The sequence below is a fragment of the Streptomyces sp. NPDC056527 genome (genome assembly GCF_042794475.1).
Lineage (GTDB): Bacteria > Actinomycetota > Actinomycetes > Streptomycetales > Streptomycetaceae > Streptomyces.
On sequence record NZ_JBHTTQ010000004.1, the window covers coordinates 71,054 to 86,050 of the forward strand.

At 72.0% G+C, this 14,997-nt stretch carries 15 protein-coding genes; 6 read left to right on the forward strand and 9 right to left on the reverse strand.

The window, feature by feature from the left end:
- Positions 1-11 precede the first annotated feature (11 nt).
- From ACFQ7Q_RS03620 to ACFQ7Q_RS03630, 3 genes are all read right to left on the reverse strand, one after another.
- Complete coding sequence (locus ACFQ7Q_RS03620; RefSeq protein WP_383549309.1) at positions 12-377, reverse strand: hypothetical protein; 366 nt, start codon at positions 375-377, stop codon at positions 12-14.
- 11 nt (positions 378-388) lie between these two features.
- Positions 389-1,354, reverse strand: coding sequence for a DMT family transporter (locus ACFQ7Q_RS03625; protein WP_383549312.1), 966 nt, complete (start codon positions 1,352-1,354; stop codon positions 389-391).
- Between the two features lie 102 nt (positions 1,355-1,456).
- Positions 1,457-2,065 carry a dihydrofolate reductase family protein gene (locus ACFQ7Q_RS03630; protein WP_383549314.1) on the reverse strand — a complete coding sequence of 203 codons (609 nt, stop codon included), beginning with the start codon at positions 2,063-2,065 and terminating at the stop codon, positions 1,457-1,459.
- A 213-nt stretch (positions 2,066-2,278) separates the two neighbouring features.
- On the opposite strand from ACFQ7Q_RS03630, the gene ACFQ7Q_RS03635 reads away from it, so the two are divergent.
- Positions 2,279-3,019 (forward strand): SDR family oxidoreductase, encoded by a 741-nt coding sequence (locus tag ACFQ7Q_RS03635; protein WP_383549553.1) that lies wholly within the window; start codon positions 2,279-2,281, stop codon positions 3,017-3,019.
- A gap of 81 nt (positions 3,020-3,100) precedes the next feature.
- Here ACFQ7Q_RS03635 and alc read toward each other — a convergent pair whose 3' ends face one another.
- Positions 3,101-4,216: an allantoicase gene (gene alc / locus ACFQ7Q_RS03640; RefSeq protein ID WP_383549317.1), complete on the reverse strand. Its 1,116-nt coding sequence runs from the start codon at positions 4,214-4,216 to the stop codon at positions 3,101-3,103.
- Position 4,217: 1 nt separating this feature from the next.
- Positions 4,218-5,552, reverse strand: a complete 1,335-nt coding sequence (allB, locus tag ACFQ7Q_RS03645; RefSeq protein ID WP_383549320.1) for an allantoinase AllB — start codon at positions 5,550-5,552, stop codon at positions 4,218-4,220.
- A 326-nt stretch (positions 5,553-5,878) separates the two neighbouring features.
- Between allB and ACFQ7Q_RS03650 the strand changes: the two genes are divergently transcribed.
- Positions 5,879-6,691 (forward strand): IclR family transcriptional regulator, encoded by an 813-nt coding sequence (locus ACFQ7Q_RS03650; RefSeq protein ID WP_383549323.1) that lies wholly within the window; start codon positions 5,879-5,881, stop codon positions 6,689-6,691.
- A gap of 73 nt (positions 6,692-6,764) precedes the next feature.
- On the opposite strand, the gene ACFQ7Q_RS03655 is transcribed toward ACFQ7Q_RS03650, so the two are convergent.
- Both ACFQ7Q_RS03655 and ACFQ7Q_RS03660 read right to left on the reverse strand, forming a co-directional pair.
- Complete coding sequence (locus ACFQ7Q_RS03655) at positions 6,765-7,448, reverse strand: ABC transporter ATP-binding protein (protein WP_383549326.1); 684 nt, start codon at positions 7,446-7,448, stop codon at positions 6,765-6,767.
- Positions 7,445-8,530 carry an ABC transporter permease gene (locus tag ACFQ7Q_RS03660; RefSeq protein ID WP_383549329.1) on the reverse strand — a complete coding sequence of 362 codons (1,086 nt, stop codon included), beginning with the start codon at positions 8,528-8,530 and terminating at the stop codon, positions 7,445-7,447. Before ACFQ7Q_RS03660 ends, ACFQ7Q_RS03655 begins: the two co-directional genes overlap by 4 nt.
- A 112-nt stretch (positions 8,531-8,642) precedes the next feature.
- On the opposite strand from ACFQ7Q_RS03660, the gene ACFQ7Q_RS03665 reads away from it, so the two are divergent.
- Together ACFQ7Q_RS03665 and ACFQ7Q_RS03670 are read left to right on the forward strand one after the other, a co-directional pair.
- Positions 8,643-9,809, forward strand: a complete 1,167-nt coding sequence (locus tag ACFQ7Q_RS03665) for a sensor histidine kinase (protein WP_383549332.1) — start codon at positions 8,643-8,645, stop codon at positions 9,807-9,809.
- On the forward strand, positions 9,806-10,432 hold the full coding sequence (locus ACFQ7Q_RS03670) for a response regulator (RefSeq protein ID WP_383549334.1): 627 nt from the start codon (positions 9,806-9,808) through the stop codon (positions 10,430-10,432). The genes ACFQ7Q_RS03665 and ACFQ7Q_RS03670 overlap by 4 nt, the downstream gene beginning before the upstream one ends.
- Before the next feature lie 121 nt (positions 10,433-10,553).
- Here the strand turns inward: ACFQ7Q_RS03670 and ACFQ7Q_RS03675 are convergent, their stop codons facing one another.
- Positions 10,554-11,921, reverse strand: a complete 1,368-nt coding sequence (locus ACFQ7Q_RS03675; protein WP_383549337.1) for a pyridoxal phosphate-dependent decarboxylase family protein — start codon at positions 11,919-11,921, stop codon at positions 10,554-10,556.
- An 82-nt stretch (positions 11,922-12,003) separates the two neighbouring features.
- Positions 12,004-12,327, reverse strand: coding sequence for a DUF5955 family protein (locus ACFQ7Q_RS03680; protein WP_383549340.1), 324 nt, complete (start codon positions 12,325-12,327; stop codon positions 12,004-12,006).
- A gap of 189 nt (positions 12,328-12,516) precedes the next feature.
- Here ACFQ7Q_RS03680 and ACFQ7Q_RS03685 point away from each other — a divergent pair, with 189 nt between their 5' ends.
- Complete coding sequence (locus ACFQ7Q_RS03685; RefSeq protein ID WP_383549342.1) at positions 12,517-13,131, forward strand: NTP transferase domain-containing protein; 615 nt, start codon at positions 12,517-12,519, stop codon at positions 13,129-13,131.
- A 225-nt stretch (positions 13,132-13,356) separates the two neighbouring features.
- Positions 13,357-14,988 carry a malate synthase A gene (gene aceB / locus ACFQ7Q_RS03690; protein WP_383549344.1) on the forward strand — a complete coding sequence of 544 codons (1,632 nt, stop codon included), beginning with the start codon at positions 13,357-13,359 and terminating at the stop codon, positions 14,986-14,988.
- Positions 14,989-14,997: the final 9 nt, after the last annotated feature.

Below are 14,997 nucleotides of genomic sequence, written 5' to 3' on the forward strand. Positions count from 1 at the left end.
CCCGTCCGGCGTCAGGCGCTCGCCTCGGTGAGGCGGGTGACCTCGGCGAGGTGCTCGGCCATGCGGTGGGAGACCGAACCGCTGGTGTAGAGGACGCTGCCGACGACGGCGACGGGCACCGAGCCGCCGAGGACGGCGAGGAGTTCGGGCCAGTCGCGTTCGTTCACGCACATGCTGTCGCTGTTGTGCAGGCTCTCGCTGGTCCAGCGGGAGACGCAGTCCTTGCTCCGGCCGTCCCACGCGGCCTCGTACGGCGAGAAGATCAGTACGGCCAGCCAGATCCACATCAGTCCGGCGACGGCCAGCAGCCCGAGTCCCCAGCCCTGGGTACGCCGCGCGCGGGCGCGGAATTCTATGTCGTACGAAAGTGAACGCATGGCGCCAGAACCTACCGGCCGCTCTCGTCGGCGGCTCGGCGGCCCCAACTCGTCCCCGCCAGGACCAGAACGGCGCCCGCGATGCCGAGCACGCCGGGCCGGTCGCCGGCGATCGCGATGCCGGCGGCCGCGGCCCACAGGGGCTCCGTACCGAGCAGGAGGCTGACGCGCGAGGGCGAGGTGCGGCGGACGGCCCACATCTGCACGAAGAAGGCGAAGAGCGTGCAGAAGACGGAGAGGAAGAGCAGCCCGGCCCATTCGCGCGGGCCGAAGTCGAGCGCCACCGACCAGGGGGACGCGCCGGTGCCCGGGGCGGCGGCGAGCAGGGCGAAGACCACGACGGCGGAGCCGAGTTGCACGGTGGTCAGGGAGAGCGAGTCGGCGCCCTCGACCGCCTTGATCCGGGACATGGCCAGCACGTGCACGGTCCGGGCGAGCGCGGCCAGCAGCATCAGCAGGTCGCCGAGGGACGGGGCCGTGAAGCCTCCGCCCTGGGTCAGCAGCACCACGCCGGCCACCGAGAGCCCGGCGGCGGCCAGGAAGGCGCGGGGCATGGGGGTGCGCCCTGCCCGAGCGGAGCCGGGAGCTCGGGGGAGGGTTCTGGTGAGGGCGGCCTCGGCGAGGGGCGTGAAGATCATGGTGAGGCTGATGATCAGGCCCGCGTTGGTGGCGGAGGTGTGGACGACTCCGTAGGTCTCCAGGAGGAAGATCCCGCCGAGGATCAGCCCGAGGAGGCCGGCGCCGCGCCACTGGGCGGCGGTCAGCGCGCGCAGGCCCCGCCATCCGGCGACGACGAGGGCGGGCAGGACGACGGCGAAGCGCAGGACCAGGACGGCGACGACCGTGTGGGTGGTGGTGATGCCCTTGGCGGCGAGGTAGCTGGCGCCCCAGACGACGGCGACGAGCAGCACCGGGAGGTCGGTGAGCCAGGCGCGGCGCGGGGCGCGAAAGGGTACGGAAGCGGCAATCGACGTCATCGCGGGCCTGCTCCAACTCGTCGGACGGGGTGGAGACTTCGGCGGCTCGCACGCGGGACGATCACCGTACCCGGAGAAACGGGTGGCGGCTACATCTTTCGTCTACACATAGCTGCCGTACTCGGGACGACCCGCCAGCTCGTACGTACTGATGGCGATGCCCGAGCCGGTCGTCCTGGTCCCGACGTTGCGGAAGGCGGTGGGCCGGGCGCCGTCGAAGAGGTTCAGGCCCGAGCCGAGGACGACGGGGAAGACGAGCAGATGGAGCGTGTCGATCAGGTCGGCGGCCAGCAGGGACTTGGCGAGGCCGCCGCTGCCGTGCATCTGCACCTCCCCGTCGACGCGGTCCTTCAGGGCCGCGACCTCCGTGACGACATCGCCGCCGAGGACGGTGGTGCCGGCCCAGTCGGCCGTCTCGAGGGTGGTGGAGGCGACGTACTTGGGGAGGGAGTTGAGCTTCGAGGCGACGGGGTTGGCGGGGTCGGTCTGCTTCGGCCAGTAGCCCGCGAAGATGTCGTACGTACGGCGACCGAGCAGGAAGGCGGCCGGGCGCTGGAAGACCTCGTCCATGAAGGCGCCGAAGTCGTCGTCACCGTACGGGACGGACCAGCCGCCGTGCTCGAAGCCGCCGCTGGGGTCCTCTTCGGGCCCGCCGGGCGCCTGGTACACGCCGTCGATCGTCACGAACTGGGTGAGGGAGAGCTTGCCCATGGTGCCGCCCTTTCGCTTCTGCCGGGATCCCCCGGTCCATCGTGTCTCACAAGTTCCGACTCCACCGCTCGGCGGAAGTCATCGGTGGGAGCCTCGGTCCTCGGTGTCCGATTGCCGCCAGCACCGTGGCGACCCGCCGACTTTGATTGAACCCGCAACCACTCTTCTTCCTGCGGAGGTTTCGGGATGTCCACGATGAACGGCATGAACGGCATGAACGGCATGAACGGCAAGGCGGTCCTGGTGACGGGCGGCAGCCGCGGGATCGGTGCCGCGACGGCGCTGCGGCTGGCCCACGAGGGCGCGGACGTGGCTTTCACCTACGTGGCCGGCGAGGAGCGGGCGAAGGAGGTCGCCGCACGGATCGAGGCGGCCGGACGCAAGGCGCTGCCCCTGCGGGCCGACGCCTCGGACGCCGGGGACGCGGCCGGCGCGGTGGAGTGGGCGGCGGACGCACTCGGCCGACTCGACGTCCTGGTGAACAACGCCGGGGTCGGGGTGGTCGCCCCGCTGGAGTCGCTGGCCCTGGCCGATGCGGACCGGGTCCTCGCCGTGAACGTACGAGGAGCCTTTCTCGCCGCGCAGGCGGCGGCCGCGCGGATGGAACGGGGCGGCCGGATCATCACGATCGGCTCGTGCATGACGGCGCGCGTCCCGGGGCCCGGCGGCACGCTCTACGCGATGAGCAAGTCGGCGCTGATCGGGCTGAACAAAGCGCTGGCACGGGAGCTGGGCGGCCGCGGCATCACCGCGAACATCGTCCACCCGGGCCCGGTCGACACCGACATGAACCCGGCGGACGGCCCGTACGCGGCGGACCAGGCGTCCCTGACGGCCCTGGGCCGCTTCGGCACGGCGGCCGAGGTCGCGGCGACGGTGGCGTTCCTCGCGGGCCCGGGCGCGGAGTACGTGACGGGCGCGGAGTTCTCGGTGGACGGCGGGCATGCGGCCTAGGGCAAGCAGAGGGGCCTGGTGAAACCGAGGGCGCACCGGTGCTGTCGGCCGGTGCGCCCTCGCGTGCCGGGCGGGGTGTCGTTACCCGCCCAGTTCCTGGTGGCGGGCCGTCAGGCGCGCCGAGCCCTCGTCGGTGAGCGAACCGAAGAGGCGGAGGCGGGAGATGCCGCCGTCGGGGTAGATGTCGATCCGGATCCGGGAGCCGACCGCCGGCGTGTCCAGCACGAAGCGGTGGTTGGTGTCGGGCTGGAGGCGGGTCCGGGGCAGGATCTCGGTCCAGTCCTCGGAGCCCTCGGCCGCCACGGAGAGCGCCGCCCAGCCCGCGCTGTTGCCCTTGAGGTACGCGGTGTCGATCTCGACCGCGCGGATCTCGGACTCGGCGACCAGGCTGTAGCGGATCCAGTCGTTGCCCTTGTCGCGACGACGGCGCGTCTCCCAGCCGTCGTCCATCTTGCGGGAGCGGCCCGGCTGGATGGTGTTCGTCGCCGGGGAGTAGAAGCGGTCGGAGGCGTCCTCGACCTGGCCGCCGTTCTCGAGCGCGGCGAGGTCGAAGGTGCCGAGCACGCCGAGCCACTTCGGGTCCGGGGCGACCTCTCCGTACACACGGAGGCGCGCGATGCCGCCGTCGGGGTGCTGGTTGACCCGGAGGTGGGTGAAGCGCTGCTCGACGTCGACGGCGAAGCCGTTGGCGGCGTGGCCGCCGATGGCGGTGCGCGGGACGAGCGTCGTCCACTTCACGTCGTCCGCGAGGAGTTCCTCGGGCGACGGCGAGCCGGCGACGGAGGCGGCCTCGACCGAGACGGCCTGCGGGTAGTTGCCACGGAAGTGCGCGGTGTCGAGGACTATGCCGCGTACGACGCCGGGGGCACCGAGGCGTACGAGCGCCCAGTCGTGGTCGTCCTCGGTCGGGTGGGGCTGCTGGGCGGACACACCACGGCGGCGGCGGGTCTCCCAGCCGTCCATGATCTTGCCCTTGTGCCCGAAGTGCTCGGGGTCGAACTCCGCGGCCTCGGGCTTGAGCATGTTCTCGCGCTCGGCGAAGAACTCGTCGTTGGCGGCGATCACACCGGCGCCGAGCCGGCGGTCGGCGAGGTCCGCGTACTGCGTGAAGGGGAAGTCCGCCGTGCGGTAGTCGGCGTACGGGTCACCGCCGCCGTAGGGGCTGGCGTCGCCGGTGAAGCTGGGTATGGCGGACACGTCAGTTGTTCCTTTCGAGGAGGCTGCCGGAGGGCTCGGTGAGGGTGCCGCGGTCGACGATCCGCTCGCCGCGCAGCCAGGTGGAGGTGACGACGCCGTGCAGGGTCCTGCCCGCGTAGGCGGTGACCCGGTTGCGGTGCTGGAGCTCGGCCGGGTCGACGGTGAAGGTGGCCTCGGGGTCGACGACGGCGAAGTCGGCGTCGCGGCCGGCCTCGATCGCGCCCTTCTTCTCCAGGCCGGCGAGGCGCGCGGGGCCCGTGGACATCCAGCGGACGACGTCCTCCAGGCCGTGGCCGCGGCGGCGGGCCTCGGTCCAGATCGCCGGCAGGCCGAGCTGGAGCGAGGAGATCCCGCCCCAGGCGGAGGCGAAGTCCGCGGTCTTGAGGTCGACGGTGGAGGGCGAGTGGTCGGAGACGATGCAGTCGATCGTGCCGTCGGCGAGTCCGTCCCAGAGCGCGTCCTGGTTGGACGCCTCGCGGATCGGCGGGCAGCACTTGAACTCCGTCGCCCCGTCCGGGACCTCCTCGGCGGTGAGCGTGAGGAAGTGCGGGCAGGACTCGACGGTGATGCGAACGCCCTCGGCCTTGGCCGCGGCGATCAGCGGCAGCGCGTCCGAGGACGACAGGTGCAGGACGTGGACGCGGGCGTTGAGGCGCCGGGCCTGGTTGATCAGGTTCTCGATCGCCGTGTTCTCGGCGTCCCGGGGCCGGGAGGCGAGGAAGTCGGCGTACTTCTCGCCGCTCTTCTGCGGGGCGGCGGCGAGGTGGTGCGGGTCCTCGGCGTGCACGATCATCAGACCGCCGAAGCCCGCGATCTCGGCGAGCGAGTTCGCCAGCTGCTCCTGATCGAGCTCGGGGAACTCGTCCACTCCGGACGGCGACAGGAAGCACTTGAAGCCGAAGACACCGGCGTCGTGCAGGGGGCGCAGGTCCTTGACGTTGTCGGGCAGCGCGCCGCCCCAGAAGCCGACGTCGATGTGCGCCTTGGTGCGGGCGACGTCCTGCTTGACCCGCAGGTGCTCGACCGTGGTGGTCGGCGGCAGCGAGTTCAGCGGCATGTCGAGGAGGGTGGTGATGCCACCGGCGGCCGCGGCGCGGGTGGCGGTCCAGAAGCCCTCCCACTCGGTGCGGCCGGGGTCGTTCACATGCACATGGGTGTCGACGAGCCCGGGGAGCACGACGTCGTCACCGACGTCCTCCAGCCGAGCGCCCTCCGGGACCTCGGCGTCGTACGGCAGCACCGCGGCGATGGTCCCGCCGGAGACGGCGATCGACGCGGGCCCCGTCCCCTCGGGGGTGATGACGCGTGTCGAGCGCAGTACCAGGTTGACGTCCACCCGTACCCCTTTCCAGCAGAATTTCAACGAACTGTTGAAGGAGTCTTCACTCGAGACGACATGTCGTCAAGGGCACACTTCCAGCATGGCCCCGCCGCCACCGCTCGCACCGCGCCCACTTGGATGTTTCCATGAAGTGGAATGGGAATTTCGTACAGTAGAACGTAGCTCCGTACATGCGGGGACGAGGCGGATGTCGCCGGGCAGCCGCCGACACCGGACAAACACCCCCCTGACCGGCCCGTACGCCGCGACCGGGACCGTGTGTCCGACCGGACGGCCCGGTAGGCTGCTGCCTTGCCCGCCTGCCCCGAAAGGACCTTGACGTGCCGACGTCCAGCGCCAGCACCACCGACGCCGCCAAGCCCGCCGCCGCGAGCGGTGGCGTCCAGTCCCTCGAGCGTGCCTTCGATCTCCTGGAGCGGATGGCCGACGCCGGGGGCGAGGTCGGGCTGAGCGAGCTCTCCGCCAGCAGCGGGCTGCCGCTGCCCACCATCCACCGGCTGATGCGCACGCTCGTGGCCTGCGGTTACGTACGCCAGCAGCCCAACCGCCGGTACGCGCTCGGCCCCCGACTCATCCGCCTGGGCGAGTCGGCCTCCCGGCTGCTCGGAACCTGGGCGCGCCCGTATCTCGCGCGCCTCGTCGAGGAGACCGGCGAGACCGCGAACATGGCGCTGCTCGACGGCGACGAGATCGTGTACGTCGCCCAGGTGCCGTCCAAGCACTCGATGCGCATGTTCACCGAGGTCGGCCGGCGCGTGCTGCCGCACTCCACGGGCGTGGGCAAGGCGCTGCTGGCCTACACCCCGGCGGAGGAGGTGCGCGCGCTGCTGTCCCGTACGGGGATGCCGGCCGCCACCGAGAAGACGATCACCACGCCGGAGGGCTTCCTGGACGCGCTCGCGCTGGTCCGGGACGCGGGGTACGCGGTCGACGACAACGAGCAGGAGATAGGAGTCCGCTGCCTCGCGGTGTCGGTCCCCAACTCCCCCACCGCGGCGGCGATCTCGATCTCGGGCCCGGCGGGACGTGTGACGGAGGCGGCGACGGAGAAGATCGTCCCGATCCTCCAGGAGGTCGCGCAGGAACTCTCCACGGCGCTGGCGAACACCACGGCGACGAACGGCGGAGCGTAGCGACGCCCACGGAGCGGGGTTGTGGGCAGGCGTACCGCGAGGCGGTGCCCACCCTCAACCCCGGCCCGGCGGCTCAGGACGCCGGGGTCCGTTCCGTGACGCGGCCGTCCTGCACCAGCACCGTCCCGTCCACGCATGCCAGATGCGTGTAGTCGTGCGTCACCAACACCGTCGCCGTCCCCCGCTCCCGTGTCAGCGTCGCCAGCAAGGCCACGACCTCCGCCCCCCGCTCATGGTCCAACGCGCTCGTCGGCTCGTCGACCAGCAGGACCGACGGTTCGTTCATCAGCGCCCGTGCGATGTTGACGCGCTGCCGCTGACCGCCCGAGAGCTGGTGCGGCCGGCGGCCCGCCAGGTCCGCGAGGCCGACCGCGTCCAGGAGGGCCAGAGCCCGTTCCCGTACCGCCTTCGGCCTGGCTCCCGACAGATGCGCCATCACCTGCAGCTGCTCCGCCGCCGTCAGCGATCCCAGCAGATTCGGCTGCTGGAAGACGATCCCGACCCGCTCGCGCCGCAGCGCGGCCCGACCGGCCGCGTCCAGCGTCCCCGTCTCCGTACCGGCCACGACGACCCGCCCCCGGTCCGGGGTCACCAGCGTCGCGGCCACCGCCAGCAGGCTTGACTTACCGGAGCCGGAGGGGCCGACGACCGCGGTCAGACGGCCCGCCGGCACCTCCAGGGAGACCGAGTCGAGGGCGGTGAGCCGCCCCTCGCCGTCCGGGTACGTCAGCGTCACGTCTTCGAGCAACAGAGTCATCGGGCGCTCCCGAGCGCGGTCAGCGGGTCGACGGCGGTGATCCGCCGGATGGACAGGGCGGCGCCGAGGACACCGAGGACGATCATCACGGCGGCCGGCCCGAGCACGGTCAGCGGATCCAGTACGAACGGCACGTCCCCGCCGCTGATCAGCACGCCCGCGCCGACCGCGAGGCCGGTGCCGAGCAGCGTGCCCGCGGTGAGCATCAGCACCGCCTGCCCGAGCGCGTCCTTCAGCAGGTACGGGGTCGAGGCGCCGAGCGCCTTCAGCACGGCCACGTCGCCGCTGCGCTGGATCGTCCAGACGGTGAAGAAGGCCCCTATGACCAGCGCGGAGATGACGAAGAGGAAGCCGCGCATCATCTGCAGCGAGCCGTTCTCGGCCTGGTAGGACCCTATGGCGGTCAGAGCCTCGTCGATCGTCCGCGACTCGGTGCCCAGCGCCGCGTCGCCCGCCCCGAGGTCCGCGTCCTCTGCGACGCTCAGCGCGATGACGGTGGCCTGCTCCTCGGGCGTGGTGCCGTTGTGCCCGAGCTTCTGCCAGTCGTCGAGCGAGGTCCAGGCGACGGGCGTGTGGCTGTACGAGGCGTCGCCGGCCACGGCCGCGACGGTGGCCTCCAGCGGACCGAGGCGTACCGCCCCGCCCACCTCGACATCGAGCTCCTCGGCGGCGGACTCGGAGAGGACGACCCGGCCGGGCGCCAGCTTCCGGCTCTCCGGGGCGAGACCGGCCGAGGGCTCCGTGCCGAAGGCCGATACCGCGGCCGTACGGTCCCCGGCGGCAGCGTTGAGCGTGCGGATGCCGAGTGGCTGCGCGCTCGTGACGCCGGGCCGCTGCGCCCACCGCCGCCACTCGCTCTCCGTCACCGTCGAGTTGGTGAAGGAGACCGACTGGCCGGAGGGCGGGGCGGCGAAGGACAGCCGGTCCGCGGGCAGGCCCGTGATCGCCGAGATGTTCTCGCGGGCCAGCCCGGACGTCAGCCCGGACAGCAGTCCGACGAGCAGTGTGATGAGCACGATCACTGTGCCCATCAGGGTGAATCGCCCTCTGGCGAAGCGTAGGTCTCTCCATGCCACGAACATGGGATCAAGCTTCCCGGCGGTCCATGGCCCGCGGCATCGCGCCACGGATGGCTCCGCAATCAAACTTTCGGTTGAGTCCGGATTGTCTGCCCCCGCCTACGCTGGACAGATCATGGATCCGCGTTCCCTCACCCCTGCTCTGCGCGCGCTGCGCCTCTGCCTGCATCTGCTGATGGCGGGCCTGCTCGCCCTGGCGGCGGTCCGGGCGGACTCGGCGGCCGGCGTCGTCCTGGCGGTGGTGACCGGCGCGGTGTACGCGGCAGGGTCGGCCCTGCCGTCCGTACGGGACTCGCAGCGGGCCGCCGCGGTGTGGCTGGCGGCGCTGTGCGCGTCATGGCTGGCGCTGCTGTGGGCCACCCCCGAGGGGCTGTGGGTGGCGTTCCCGCTGTACTTCCTCCAGCTGCATCTGCTGCCGATGCGCTGGTCACTGCCGACGGTCGGGCTCACGGCGGTCGCGGCGATCCTCTCGTACGTACGGCACGGCGCGCCGCTGAACCCCGGCGTCTTCATCGGGCCGCTGCTCGGCGCGGCGGTGGCGGTGGCGACGGTGCTCGGCTACCAGGCGCTGTACCGGGAGAGCGAGCGGCGACGGCGGATGGTGGAGGAGCTGATCGAGACCCGGGCCGAGCTGGCGGCGGCCGAGAGGCACGCGGGCACGCTCGCGGAGCGCGAACGCCTCGCCCGCGAGATCCACGACACGCTGGCGCAGGGTCTCTCCTCGATCCAGCTGCTGCTGCGGGCGGCCGAACGGGCCCTGCCGGAGGATTCGCCCGCGGCCGGGCACATCGAGCGGGCGCGGCGGGCTGCGCAGGACAATCTAGCGGAGGCGCGACGGTTCGTACGGGCCCTGTCGCCGCCGGATCTGGAGCACGGTTCGCTGGCGGCCGCGCTGGAGCGGCTGTGCGAGCCGAGCCCGGGGGTGCCGTTGCGGGCGCGCTTCACGCTCAGCGGGACACCGGCGGAGCTGCCGACCCCGTACGAGGTGGCGCTGCTGCGCATCGCGCAGTCGGCGTTCGCCAACACGGTGCGGCATGCATCGGCGGCGCGCGCGGAGATCACGCTGTCGTTCATGGACGCCTCCGTGACGCTGGACGTGGTCGACGACGGCAAGGGCTTCGACCCGACGCTGCTCGCGCCCTCCCCGGAGGGCGGGTTCGGGTTGCCGGCCATGCGTTCGCGGGCGGAGTCGCTCGGTGGCACGTTCACGGTGGAGTCCGCGCCCGGTCAGGGCACGGCCGTCGCCGTCTCCCTCCCTCTTCCCGCTGGAGTGTCGACATGACGATCCGTCTCCTGCTCGCCGACGACCACCCGGTGGTACGGGCCGGGCTGCGCGCGGTACTGGACACGGAACCGGACTTCGCCGTGGTCGGCGAGGCGGCGACCGCCGAGCGGGCCGTGGAGCTGGCCGCGGCGGGCGGGGTGGACGTGGTGCTGATGGACCTCCAGTTCGGGGCCGGGATGCACGGCTCGGAGGCCACGGCGGCGATCACCGCACGGGCGGGCGGGCCGCGGGTCCTCGTCCTGACGACATACGACACGGACGCGGACATCCTGGCGGCGGTCGAGGCGGGCGCCTCGGGCTATCTGCTGAAGGACGCGCCGCCGGACGAACTGGCGGCGGCGGTCCGTACGGCGGCGGCGGGCCAGTCGGCGCTGGCCCCGGCGGTGGCGCACCGGCTGATGGACCGGATGCGGATGCCGGCGGAGGCGCTGACGAAGCGGGAGCTGGAGGTGCTCCAGCTGGTGGGCGAGGGCCTGTCGAACCAGCAGATCAGCAAGGCGCTGTTCCTCAGCCAGGCGACGGTGAAGTCCCATCTGGTGCACATCTTCGCGAAACTCGGCGTCGACTCCCGCACGGCAGCGGTGGCGACGGCGACGGCACGCCGCCTGATCCGACGGTAGTCACGGCGCGACGCGGGCCCCGGAGGAGGCGGGCCCTTGGGACGTGGGCCCCTCGGACGTGGGGCCTTCCCGGCGCAGGGCGCACCGCCTCACACGCCCTCCGCCTCCCCCTCCCGCCGCCTCACGTTCCCGCCGCCGCGCGCCGGATCGCGTCGAGGGCTCGCGTCACGTCGTCGTCGGTCGTGGACCAGTTGCTGACCGAGATGCGCATGACCCGTCGGCCGTGCCAGGTGGAGCCGCTGATCCATGTCGTGCCGTCGTCCAGCAACCGGGCGAGCACCCGTTCCGTGCGCGCGTCGTCGCCGAGCTCGGCGCAGACCTGGGTGAACACCACGTCGTTGAGGACGGTCGCGCCGTCGATCCCCGCGATGCCGGTGGCGAAGGCGGACGCGTGCCGGCACAGGCGCTCGACCAGGTCGGCCACGCCTGATCGGCCGAGGGACCTGAGGGCGGCCCAGACCGGGAAGGCCCTGCCGCGCCGGGAGAGCTCGGGGACCTTGTCGATGGGGTCTCCGAGCGCGTGCTGGATGAGGTAGTCGCCCCGCAGGCCCATCGCCGCCCGGAGCGCGGACGGATCGCGCACGATCGCGAGGCCGCAGTCGTAGGGGACGTTCAGGGTCTTGTGGGCATCGGTCGCCCAGGAGTCGGCCAGCTCGCAGCCGGCCGACAGATGCGCGTACCGCGGGGAGGCGGCGGCCCAGAGTCCGAAGGCGCCGTCGACGTGCACCCAGGCGTCCGCCTCACGAGCCGCCCGGATCGTCTCGGCGAAGGGGTCGAAGGCGCCGGAGTGGATGTCGCCGGCCTGCAGGATCACGAGTGTGGGGTTCCGCCCGCCGGACGCCAGGGCGTCGCGGAGGGCCTCGGGCCGGATGCGCCCCTGGTCGTCCGCCGCCACCAGCTCGGGCCTCCCGAGGCCCAGGTAGCGCAGGGCCAGGTCGATGGCCATGTGACGGTGCTCGCCCGCGACGACACGCACGGCCCGTCCGCCCGCGAGTCCCTCACGGGCGACGTCCCCGCCGACGCGCCGCACCACCTCGTCGCGTGCGGCGGCGAGGCACGTGAAGTTCGCCATCGTGGCGCCCGTGGTGAAGCCGACGGCGGCGTCCTCGGGCAGCCCGAGCAGATCGAGCAGCCAGGCGCCGGCGATCTCCTCCGCCGCCGCGTACGCGGGGGAGACGGTGCGCATCACGGCGTTCTGGTCCCAGGCGCTGACCAGCCAGTCCGTGGCCAGCGCGGCCGGTTCGCCGCCGCCGACGACGAATCCGTAGAAGCGGCCGCTGGGGAACGCCGTGAGCCCCGGTTCACAGGCCGTGGCCAGCAGGTCGACGACCTCGGAGGGCGTGCTGGGACCGTCGGGCAGTGCGGCACCGAGCGCGCTCACGATCTCGTCGACCGAAGCGCGGGCGGGGACCGGGCGCTCGGACAGGCTGGCCAGCCAGCGGACGGCATGGTCGTACGCCTGACGGAGCGCCGCCTCGCGCGCGTCCATACCTCGGACTATGGGACAGTCGCCGCCGCCCCGCAAGCCGCCGCCTCGCGAGCCCCCGCCGCCCCCGTCATGCCGGGCGAGGTCACTGGAGCTCGCGCGGGGGCTCTCCGAAGAGCTCGACGGCCTGACGGACACCCGTAAGACCGTTCGACAGGGCACTGACGGAACCGATCGAACCGGCGATCAGCAGCAGGGAGCGGCGCAGACGCCGTACTTCGGGGACTCCGCCGGCGGCCATCGCGTCCAGCGCGGCGAGTTCGTCCTCGGCGATGCCACGGTCGGTGAACTCGACCGGGTGGCCCGCCAGTTCCCGGCGGAGCCGGGAGACGGCGGCACGCAGCTCAGCCACCCTCGGGTCCTCGCCGCTGCCGGTCCTCACACACCTCTGCCCAACGCTACGCAACAAAGTTCTCCCCCTCGCACGACACTGTGCGGCGAACTCCACACACCGACCAGACCCGTCGAACGATGGTCAGGCGCCCGGAGTCGCGAGCCAGTTAACGCCATCGCGCGCCGGGTGCGCCACTCCGTGGACGTAATTCAGGCGTCCGTGTGCACGCCCGGCGCACGGGGGCGCATGGGGTATGCAGTCCTCATGACACAAACACCTCGTTCCGTCCCGCAGATCGCCGGATTGCTGTTGGCCGCGGGCGGCGGCCGACGCCTCGGCGGCCGCCCCAAGGCGCTCCTGACCCATCGCGGCCGCCCGCTGGTCGAGCATGCGGTGCGGGTGCTGCGGGAGGGCGGCTGCGAGGTGATCCATGTGGTGCTCGGGGCCTCGGCCGATCTCGTAAGGGAGCGGGCGCAGCTGCCGGGCTGCGTGCTGGTCGACAACCCGGAGTGGGCCGAGGGCATGGGGTCCTCGCTGCGGGCCGGACTGGCCTCGCTCGCCGCCGAAGCGCTGCCGGTGGACGCCGCGCTGGTCTCGCTGGTCGACCAGCCGGGGATCGGCGCCGAGGCGGTGACCCGGGTCCGGTCGGCGTACCGCTCGCCCGATTCCCTGGCGGCGGCCTCGTACGAGGGGAAGCGGGGCCATCCGGTGCTGTTCGGCGCGGACCGCTGGGCGGACATCGCGGGGGGTGCGGTCGGCGACCAGGGGGCACGTGACTATCTGAAGGCGCACCGGGATGCGATCACGCTCGTGGACTGCTCGGATGTGGCCGAGCCCTACGACATCGACACGGAGGCGGATCTGGCGCACCTGGAGTGAAGAACGTGGCACTGAGCGCCACCTTCTGTCGATCCAGAGAATCTCGACATCAACAAACGATTGAACTTCCACCATGAGGAAACTAGTATCCACTGTTCAGAAGCGCCTGATCCTCTGAGGGCGCTCGCGGTCGTATCTCGGCGCCTGCGGCACTCCGTGCCGATCCGCGACGCCCGGCGGCCGCAAGGCACCGCCCGTGAAGCCCGCTGAAGGAAGTGACAGTCCATGTCCGCACCAGCGCCGTCCCCCCTGGCCGTCGTCGAAGCCGAACCCCTGCCGAGGCAGGAGGAGGTGCTGACCGACGCGGCCCTCGCCTTCGTGGCGGAGCTGCACCGGCGGTTCACGCCTCGCCGGGACGAGCTCCTCGCCCGCCGGGCGGAGCGCCGCGCCGAGATCGCCCGTACCTCGACCCTCGACTTCCTCCCGGAGACCGCCGCCGTCCGCGCGGACGACTCCTGGCGTGTCGCGCCGGCCCCGGCGGCCCTGAACGACCGCCGGGTCGAGATCACCGGCCCGACCGACCGCAAGATGACGATCAACGCCCTGAACTCGGGCGCCAGGGTCTGGCTCGCCGACTTCGAGGACGCCTCGGCCCCCACCTGGGAGAACGTCGTCCTCGGCCAGGTCAACCTGATCGACGCGTACACCCGGAACATCGACTTCACCGACCCGAAGTCGGGCAAGTCGTACGCACTGAAGGCGGCCGACGAGCTGGCCACGGTCGTCATGCGGCCGCGCGGCTGGCACTTGGAGGAGCGCCACCTCACCTTCGAGGGCCGCGCGGTCCCCGGCGCGCTGGTCGACTTCGGTCTGTACTTCTTCCACAACGCCAAGCGCCTCATCGAGCTCGGCAAGGGCCCGTACTTCTACCTTCCGAAGACGGAGTCGCACCTGGAGGCCCGCCTCTGGAACGACATCTTCGTCTACGCCCAGGACTACGTCGGCATCCCGCAGGGCACCGTCCGCGCCACCGTGCTGATCGAGACGATCACGGCCGCGTACGAGATGGAGGAGATCCTCTACGAGCTCCGCGACCACGCGGCCGGCCTCAACGCGGGCCGCTGGGACTACCTCTTCTCCATCGTCAAGAACTTCCGCGACGGCGGCGCCAAGTTCGTGCTGCCGGACCGCAACGCGGTCACGATGACGGCCCCGTTCATGCGGGCGTACACCGAACTCCTGGTCCGCACCTGCCACAAGCGCGGCGCGCACGCGATCGGCGGCATGGCGGCCTTCATCCCGTCCCGCAAGGACGCCGAGGTCAACAAGGTCGCCTTCGAGAAGGTCAAGGCGGACAAGGACCGCGAGGCCGGCGACGGCTTCGACGGCTCCTGGGTCGCCCACCCGGACCTGGTCCCGATCGCCATGGCCTCCTTCGACGCGGTGCTCGGCGACAGGCCGAACCAGAAGGACCGGCTGCGCGAGGACGTCTCGGTGGCTCCCGGCGATCTGATCGCGATCGACTCCCTCGACGCGAAGCCGACGTACGACGGCCTGCGCAACGCCGTCCAGGTCGGCACCCGCTACATCGAGGCCTGGCTCCGCGGCCTCGGCGCGGTCGCCATCTTCAACCTGATGGAGGACGCGGCCACGGCCGAGATCTCGCGCTCGCAGATCTGGCAGTGGATCAACGCCGGTGTGGAGTTCGAGCACGACGGAAAGACCGTGAAGGCCACTCCCGAGCTGGCCCGCAAGGTCGCGGCGGAGGAACTGGCCGCGATCCGCGAGGAGATCGGCGAGGAGGCCTTCACGGCCGGCAAGTGGCAGCAGGCCCACGACCTGCTGCTGCACGTCTCCCTCGACGCCGACTACGCCGACTTCCTGACTCTCCCGGCGTACGACCAGCTGACCGGCTGACCTGCCGGC

Coding starts and splice junctions, on each gene's coding strand:
- ACFQ7Q_RS03675 (WP_383549337.1), bottom strand. CDS start 11,921: ATGGACGCGCGCGAGGCGGCGCTCCGTCAGGCGTACGACCATGCCGTC.
- ACFQ7Q_RS03670 (WP_383549334.1), top strand. CDS start 9,806: ATGACGATCCGTCTCCTGCTCGCCGACGACCACCCGGTGGTACGGGCC.
- ACFQ7Q_RS03685 (WP_383549342.1), top strand. CDS start 12,517: ATGACACAAACACCTCGTTCCGTCCCGCAGATCGCCGGATTGCTGTTG.
- ACFQ7Q_RS03620 (WP_383549309.1), bottom strand. CDS start 377: ATGCGTTCACTTTCGTACGACATAGAATTCCGCGCCCGCGCGCGGCGT.
- ACFQ7Q_RS03655 (WP_383549326.1), bottom strand. CDS start 7,448: ATGACTCTGTTGCTCGAAGACGTGACGCTGACGTACCCGGACGGCGAG.
- ACFQ7Q_RS03665 (WP_383549332.1), top strand. CDS start 8,643: ATGGATCCGCGTTCCCTCACCCCTGCTCTGCGCGCGCTGCGCCTCTGC.
- ACFQ7Q_RS03635 (WP_383549553.1), top strand. CDS start 2,279: ATGAACGGCATGAACGGCAAGGCGGTCCTGGTGACGGGCGGCAGCCGC.
- ACFQ7Q_RS03660 (WP_383549329.1), bottom strand. CDS start 8,530: ATGTTCGTGGCATGGAGAGACCTACGCTTCGCCAGAGGGCGATTCACC.
- aceB (WP_383549344.1), top strand. CDS start 13,357: ATGTCCGCACCAGCGCCGTCCCCCCTGGCCGTCGTCGAAGCCGAACCC.
- ACFQ7Q_RS03630 (WP_383549314.1), bottom strand. CDS start 2,065: ATGGGCAAGCTCTCCCTCACCCAGTTCGTGACGATCGACGGCGTGTAC.
- ACFQ7Q_RS03625 (WP_383549312.1), bottom strand. CDS start 1,354: ATGACGTCGATTGCCGCTTCCGTACCCTTTCGCGCCCCGCGCCGCGCC.